Annotated in this window: 9 protein-coding genes; 2 read left to right on the plus strand and 7 right to left on the minus strand. The window is 32.0% G+C overall.

From position 1 onward, the window contains the following. From ruvC to D9R05_RS15125, 5 genes are all read right to left on the minus strand, one after another. Complete coding sequence (ruvC, locus tag D9R05_RS15105) at nucleotides 1-573, minus strand: crossover junction endodeoxyribonuclease RuvC (RefSeq protein WP_121668067.1); 573 nt, start codon at nucleotides 571-573, stop codon at nucleotides 1-3. Beyond that, on the minus strand, nucleotides 560-1,033 hold the full coding sequence (locus D9R05_RS15110) for a hypothetical protein (protein WP_162985017.1): 474 nt from the start codon (nucleotides 1,031-1,033) through the stop codon (nucleotides 560-562). Before D9R05_RS15110 ends, ruvC begins: the two co-directional genes overlap by 14 nt. 113 nt (nucleotides 1,034-1,146) lie before the next feature. Next, nucleotides 1,147-2,292, minus strand: a complete 1,146-nt coding sequence (locus D9R05_RS15115; protein ID WP_121668069.1) for a tetratricopeptide repeat protein — start codon at nucleotides 2,290-2,292, stop codon at nucleotides 1,147-1,149. Beyond that, nucleotides 2,292-3,944, minus strand: coding sequence for a M56 family metallopeptidase (locus tag D9R05_RS15120; RefSeq protein WP_121668070.1), 1,653 nt, complete (start codon nucleotides 3,942-3,944; stop codon nucleotides 2,292-2,294). The genes D9R05_RS15115 and D9R05_RS15120 overlap by 1 nt, the downstream gene beginning before the upstream one ends. Continuing rightward, nucleotides 3,941-4,306 (minus strand): BlaI/MecI/CopY family transcriptional regulator, encoded by a 366-nt coding sequence (locus D9R05_RS15125; RefSeq protein ID WP_121668071.1) that lies wholly within the window; start codon nucleotides 4,304-4,306, stop codon nucleotides 3,941-3,943. The genes D9R05_RS15120 and D9R05_RS15125 overlap by 4 nt, the downstream gene beginning before the upstream one ends. Before the next feature lie 117 nt (nucleotides 4,307-4,423). Here D9R05_RS15125 and D9R05_RS15130 point away from each other — a divergent pair, with 117 nt between their 5' ends. Next, nucleotides 4,424-4,924 carry a DUF456 domain-containing protein gene (locus tag D9R05_RS15130; protein WP_121668072.1) on the plus strand — a complete coding sequence of 167 codons (501 nt, stop codon included), beginning with the start codon at nucleotides 4,424-4,426 and terminating at the stop codon, nucleotides 4,922-4,924. Nucleotides 4,925-4,934: 10 nt separating this feature from the next. Next, entirely contained in the window at nucleotides 4,935-5,708 is a 774-nt protein-coding gene (locus D9R05_RS15135) for a 2-keto-4-pentenoate hydratase (protein ID WP_121668073.1), read from the plus strand. A 31-nt stretch (nucleotides 5,709-5,739) separates the two neighbouring features. On the opposite strand, the gene D9R05_RS15140 is transcribed toward D9R05_RS15135, so the two are convergent. Both D9R05_RS15140 and D9R05_RS15145 read right to left on the minus strand, forming a co-directional pair. Next, nucleotides 5,740-6,291: a nitroreductase family protein gene (locus tag D9R05_RS15140; protein WP_121668074.1), complete on the minus strand. Its 552-nt coding sequence runs from the start codon at nucleotides 6,289-6,291 to the stop codon at nucleotides 5,740-5,742. 2 nt (nucleotides 6,292-6,293) lie between these two features. Beyond that, nucleotides 6,294-7,436 (minus strand): DegT/DnrJ/EryC1/StrS family aminotransferase, encoded by a 1,143-nt coding sequence (locus D9R05_RS15145; RefSeq protein WP_121668075.1) that lies wholly within the window; start codon nucleotides 7,434-7,436, stop codon nucleotides 6,294-6,296. Nucleotides 7,437-7,530: the final 94 nt, after the last annotated feature.

The raw sequence follows: 7,530 nt of genomic DNA on the forward strand, positions 1-7,530 counted from the left end.
TCACTTCACCTTATTCGGATTTTGTTTGACAAAAGAAGCCCAGCCGGAATAATTTTTTCCTGTTTCAGCACGTCCCTGATTATAAAAGTGACAGACTGCGGCAGCCAAACCATCGGTTGAATCTAGATTCTTAGGAAGCGATTTTAATTTTAATGTACTTTGTAACATTCGGGCTACTTGCTCTTTACTAGCATTTCCATTACCGGTAATTGCCATTTTTATTTTTTTAGGCGAATATTCTGTTACCGGAACTTCTCTACTTAAACCCGCTGCCATAGCTACGCCTTGCGCTCTACCAAGTTTTAGCATAGATTGTACATTTTTTCCAAAAAAAGGCGCTTCAATAGCAATTTCATCAGGATGGTAAGTTTCTATCAACTCAATGGTTCGCTCAAAAATAAGTTTTAGTTTTACGTAATGATCACTATATTTTTTGAGCATTAATTCATTCAGTTGAATAAATTCCATTTTTTTATGTACCACTTTTATTAAACCGTACCCCATAATGGTTGTCCCGGGATCTATGCCTAAAATAATTTTTTCTGAAGCGGTATTTTTTTTATTCTGATTCAATACGTAAAGGAAGTTTAAAATTTGTTGCTACGGGAATTCCACGCTTTCTTGCAGGATATATTTTAGGTAAGCTAATAACCGAAGAATCTAACCAAGTTTTAAATTTGGGAAGATTATCTACCAAGGTTTGTGACAAATGCACCGAATCTAAGCTTGGCTTTCCTTCTGAGTTGATTGAGAGATGCAACCAAATTTTTTCGTTTATAGAGTCTGAAAGCACTACTTTTTTTGTCGCTAAAAAAGCATAAATATGTTTAGAAAACGTTTGTTCAAAACAGTCTTGCTGTTCGCTTTCTGTGTATTTTTCGCAATTTGCAAAAGTCGGGTACGTTTCTATGGCGTTCCAGTCTATTTGTTTTAATTCATCTTGTAAAATTTCTTCTGAACAAACGCGCTTGGTTTCAAAATTTTTGCACCCAAAAAAAAGTATCAAAAAAAAGCCTAACGTAATTTTACCCATAATGTAAATGTAAGTAAATCACACCAAAGGTAGAAAAGTTAACAAAAAATAATGAGTGTTTTTTATAGTAAATTTTTCGGGTGATTAAAAAGCTTCAGAAATTAAAAGTTTTATCAACGGTCAAAGTGAATTTCTTCTTTTAAGTCTTGAGCTCTTCGTTTTGCTAATATTATATAAGGCTCAGCTTGAGTAGTTCCGTCAAACTTATCAATAAAATTTGTATAATAATTTAATCGAGTTTGTAAATCTTTATAATAATTATCTGCAGCAATAGCCAATTCATATTGCGCACGGATTTTTTTAGGATTTTCTTCTAATGCTAAGCTAAAATAATGAAGCGCTTTTTTATAATCCTTTTTCATTTTATAGGTAATTCCCAAGGACTGATAATGTTCATCTAACGGAATTTTTGTTAATAGCAACGCATACAATAGATGTTTTTCTGCTTTTTTATAATCTCCGGTCAAATTATAAAGTTTACCAAGTTGAAGATGAACTTTTGCATTTTCTTGATTTAGTTGAATAACTTTATTAAAACTTTTAATCGCATTAGCAAAGGAGTTTAATTGGTAATAACTGTAGCCTAATTTTTCATACACAAATTCTGAAGCATATCCTAAATCTATTAACTGCTCAAAACGCGTAACAGCCCGCTTATAATTTCGCTGAGCATAAGCATTTTGTGCTAACAAACTCCACATTTTTTTGTTTTCCGGATAGGTTTTTAAAGCGTGTGAACCTAAAGAATCTACTTGTAAATAGTCTTTTTCTTTAAAACGAAATAAGGTAACTTTATACAAAGCTTTTTGATGATTTTCATCTTGTCGTAAACTTTTATAAAAATCAGTTACCGCTAAACTGTCATTTAATTGTTCTTTTGCTAAACCGCGCTGATAATAAAAGTCAGGATTTTTTGGAAAACGCTTAAGTAAATTTGTAAAAAGACTATCGGCTTTTTTATGATTTCCGTTTCTATAAAGTGCTTTTCCGTATCGTGATGCAGCAATAAGTAAATTATTATTTTGACTTAATGCTGATTGATAATGAGCAATTGCTTCAGAAAGATTTCCTCTAGCTTCTTGCGCTTGCGCTATTTTCTGTTGAACTTTTGCCGACTGATTTTCTGTTGTTTTGTAAAGTTTAATTGCTGCTTTGTAATTTCCGGTACTGTATAAACTATCGGCTAAGCGAAGTGCCGAATCTTGCGCTTCGGCACTAAAGGCTATCAAAAAAATAAGAAAGCTTAACCAATATTTCATTATTTGTCTACTTGAAAAATAATTGGAAGTGTGTAAACTACCGAAACAGGCTTGCCATCAACTTCACCGGGTTTCATTTGTGGTAATTGGTTTATGGCTTTTTCTGCTTCTTCACTTAATTCGGGTTTTGCGGCTCTAGCTTTTACGGTTTTAATTTTTCCGTTTTCATCAATTGTAAATTTCACATAAATACGATTAGTTCCATCTTGCGCAAACGGTTTTAATTTTTTGGTATCGAACTTAGAATTTACAAATTCAGATACTTTTTCCGCCATACATTTTTTTGCCGCTTCTCCTTCTAAACCTTCACAACCCGGAAAAATAGGAACATTTTCTACTTCAGTAAAGGACACGCCTTCTGAGTAAACAACATCCTTTTTATCTTGTGTTTTACGGTAAGCAACGTATTCTTCGTAATTTCGACTTAATATGTCATCTAGCATTTCCTGATGTCTAATTTCATTTTCATCAGTCCAAGTTCCATTTTTTATTTTTCTTTCTCTCCCATTATTCAACATCCATTCAGAAAAAACTCGCATTCTATAAAATGCTTCTTTCGATTTAATATGTTTATCTTTTTCTACCATGAATGCTTCAGAGATTTCCATAAAAGATTTTCCATTTTTATCCATATTTTCTAACTCTTGCTGAAGTTGATTTATTAATCGAGCATCTTCTAAAGATAACGCTTCTGGTGGAGTTGGTGGCGTTGGTGGAATTGGTGGTTTTTCAGCATTTTCGATGTCTTGACTCTTTTCTACATTATCTTCAGAACAAGAAACATAGGTCAACATCCCAAAAATTAAAGGAATTAAGAGTAAAAATTTTAATTTCTTGTAAGGGGTAGAATGTGTTTTTTGTAACATAACGATTCGTTTTTTGATTAATGAATGATTAAAAAATTGATTGATGAATGAGATTTTTTCGGTGTTAAAAACTGAATTTAACAGACTTTCATAATAGTTTTGCTTTGTTGAAAATTGCAAAACTTTTTGATCGGCTATAAATTCGTGAAGTGTTTTTAGCTGATTTTGGCAGAAATAAATTCCCGGATGAAACCAAAAAACAAGCTTTAAAATTTCAAAAAATAATAAATCTAAGCTATGTAGTTGTTTTACATGAACTAGTTCGTGATGAAGAATTTGCTGTTTTTCTTCGGCTTGAATTTCTTCTCCTAAAAAAATTTGATTAAAAAATGTGAAAGCAAGTTTGCTCTGAGGCACTTCAAAATAAGTGGTTCCTAAAAATTTGTTTGGTTTTGATTTTTTACGAAGCTGCTTTAACTGCCATATTTTTCTATAAAAAAGTAGACAAGAAATCAGAAAACCCACAACATAAATAAAAGCTAAACAATTTTCTAAATTTAAAAAGCCCGAAAAAGATTCTGTTGAAGGTTCATTATGCATCACCACTTTTTCTGTTGTAGAAAAATCTCCCAACAAAATGGTCGGCAACTGAATTGTTTTTTGGCTTATTACAACTTGTTCTTGCAAAAAATCAAAAGAAAGTAAAGGCAAAACAATCGCTAAAATTGGCGCGACTATTAAATATATTCGGTTATACTGAAAAAAAGTTTCTTTACGGAAAAAGAAAAAATATACCGCTAAAAAAACAGCCAAAAACAAACTAAATTGAATACTGTATAAAATCATGAGGTTTTCTTTTTATTAATTTCCGTAAGAATTTCTTCCAACTCTTGAATACTCATATCATTTTTTTGCACAAAAAAAGAAAGCATATTTTTTACCGATCCGTCAAAATAATTATTCATCACTTTAGTAAGCGAAAATTTACTGTAGCGTTCTTTTTCAATCAAAGGAAAATAAATATGTCCGCGACCTTTCTTTTCATAGCCCACAAAACCTTTACTCTCTAAAATCCGCACAATGGTAGAAATTGTATTGTAAGCGGGTTTCGGCTCAGGAATTTCTTCTAATAAAGTAGCCACATTTGCTTGTTTTAATTGCCAAAGCAATTGCATTACTTCCTCTTCTGCTTTTGTTAATTCTTTCATTTTACCAACTAAACCTTTAGTTCAACATAACAAATATAACTAATATTTTAGTTTAAACTAACAAACTAGTTAAAAAATATAGATAGAATATGTATTTTAGCTCATTAAATTTTTTTTATGGATATTGTTTTAGTGGCACTTGGTTTTGTACTTTGTATTGTAGGAATTATTGGTAGTTTACTTCCGGTATTGCCCGGACCGCCTATAAGTTGGCTCGGATTATTAATGCTTTATTTAACCGATGCAATAGAAATTAATTACACTTTATTAGGAATTACACTTGCAATAGCCATTATAATTTTTGTATTAGATTATATAATTCCTGTAGCAGGAACAAAAAAATTTGGCGGAAGCAAAGCTGGGGCAATTGGCACGACGGTAGGTTTAATTTTAGGAATTATTTTACCAATTCCTTTTGGCATTTTAATCGGTCCTTTTTTAGGAGCTTTTTTAGGTGAATTGATCTTCAACAAAAGTACTTCATCAATTGCATTGAAAGCAGCTTGGGGTTCTTTTGTAGGCTTTTTGGCATCTACTTTTATGAAGTTTTTTGCTGCCTGCGTTTACCTAGGAATATTTATTTATGTAACTTTCGAATATCGTGAAGTTTTATTCTAAAATTTAAAAAATGAACTTAACAGAAATTGCTCAACAATTAAAACAAGCAGAAAATTCTAAACAACCTTGCGCGCCAATTCGCAAGCATTTAAATGAAAAAGACATAGAATCGGCCTATAAAATTCAACAACTAAATATTGAAAAAGAACTTAACAACGGAAAAAAAATAGTCGGAAAAAAAATTGGCTTAACCTCAAAAAAAGTTCAAGAACAATTAGGAGTAGATCAGCCTGATTTTGGTATTTTATTAGATAGCATGGAAATTTCAGCTAATGAGGAAGTTGATTTTTCTGAATTTATGCAACCCAAAGTTGAAACTGAAATTGCTTTTGTTTTAAAAAAAGACCTCTTAAAAATCAATCATTCAATTGAAGAAATTAGAGAGGCTATAGATTATGCTGTAATCGCAATTGAAATTGTAGGCAGCAGAATTAAAAATTGGGATATAAAAATAACCGACACGATTGCCGATAATGCATCTTCAAGCCATTTTGTTTTGGGCACACAACGTGTAGCGTTAGATCAATTAGATGTGGTTAACAGTAAAATGAAAATGTTTATAAATGAAAAAATAGTTTCTGAAGGAGATGGAAACTCTTGTCTGGGTAATCCGTTAAACGCCGTAGTCTGGCTAGCCAATAAAATGGCAGAAATGAACAGTCCATTAAAAAGTGGAGAACTAATTCTCTCGGGAGCTTTAGGCCCAATGGCTGTGTTTAAAAAAGGAGATACAATTTCAGCTAGTATAGAAGGTTTAGGCGATCTTCAATTTTCTACTACGTAGAGTAAAAATCATAAAAGTAGAATGGTTTAATTTACAACCATTCTACTTTATTTTCAATTGGTTCTCTTTTTCCTTCTGGTAATTCTTCATCAAAATAGCCCATATAAAAAAAGCCTAAACATTTTTCCCCTTCCGCTAAATTAAAAAACTTATCGGCATATTGTATTAAAGCAGGAGAACTCCAATAAGAGCCTATATTTAAATCTGTAGCCATTAGCCACATATTTTGTACTGCCATAGCTGTAGAAGCTATTTCTTCCCACTCGGGAATGCGCTCCTGAACATCACGTTGCATACAAATTGAAATAACGCAATTAGACTGAAGGAATTTTTGTTTTATTTTTTTGTATTTAAAATCAGAATATTTATCAGTTGTCCCTTTATATTTTTCAGCTACAAATGTTCCAAGTTCTTCTAGTTTATCTCCCTGGACAACTTTAAATCGCCAAGGTTCAGTTTTACGATGCGTTGGTGCCCAATTTGCAGCCTCTAAAATTTTCTCAATAGCTTCTTTTGAAATTGATTCCTGATTGTATTGTACAGGAAAAACCGAACGTCTTTTCTTTATCAGATCAAAAATCATACTTAAGCCTTAAATACGGTTTTAATTACATTACTAATTCTTTCTCGATCAGTATCAGTTAAATTAGAGCCGGAAGGCAAACAAAGTCCTTCTTCAAATAATTTTTCAGCAACATCACTTCCATAATATGGAGCATTTTTAAAAACAGGCTGTAAGTGCATCGGTTTCCATAAAGGTCTACATTCTATATTTTCCTCCTGCATAGCTAAGCGAATTGTTTCTCTATCTATTCCGCCGGTTTTTTCTTTGTCTATTAAAATAGCACTCAACCAATGATTAGAATAAAAATCTGAATTGGGTTCTTTAAAAACTTCAACTCCATTTATATCAGAAAATATGTTTTGGTAAAAAGTATTCATTTTTCTTCTAAGCTTTATGTGCTCAGGTAAAGCAATCATTTGCCCTCTACCAATTCCTGCGCTTATATTACTTAATCTGTAATTATAACCTATCTCACTATGCTGATAATGTGGCGCATCGTCTCTCGCTTGGGTTGCAAAAAAAACGGTTCTATTTTTTTCTTTTTCTGAAGAACAAACTAAAGCGCCTCCACCACTCGTTGTAATTATTTTATTACCATTAAATGATAAAATACCAAACTCACCAAATGTACCACAAGCTTTATTTTTATAAGTAGAGCCCAAAGCTTCTGCTGCGTCTTCTACTAATGGAATATTAAATTTTGAAGCAACTGATTGTATTTCGTCTAATTTACAAGGCATACCATACAAATGAACTGCAATAATTGCCTTTACTTTTTTTCCTTTTGCAAGTCGATCAGCTAAAGCTTTTTCTAAAGCCATTGGACAAATATTCCAAGTGTCCTCTTCACTATCAACAAACACAGGATTAGCTCCTAAATAAGAAATTGGATTGGCTGATGCCGAAAATGTAAAACTTTGACAGATCACTTCATCCCCATTGGTAACTCCTAATTGCAAAAGAGCAAGGTGCAAAGAGGCAGTTCCACTACTTAATGCGGCAACGTGTTTATCAGAATTAAGATATTCTTTTAAGTCTTGTTCAAATCCATTGACATTAGGTCCTAAAGGAGCGATCCAATTTTCTTGAAAAGCATCATTTACAAATTCTTGTTCCTTACCTCCCATATGTGGAGAAGAAAGCCATATTTTAGAATTATTCATCAATAAAATTTTAAGAGGCAAATGTAATTGATTTAAAATTGAAAATAAAGGCTTATAATTTATTTCAAGGATATAAAAATAAAATGATTAAGCT

The sequence above is a fragment of the Mesonia aquimarina genome (genome assembly GCF_003667275.1).
In the GTDB taxonomy this organism is placed as follows: domain Bacteria; phylum Bacteroidota; class Bacteroidia; order Flavobacteriales; family Flavobacteriaceae; genus Mesonia; species Mesonia aquimarina.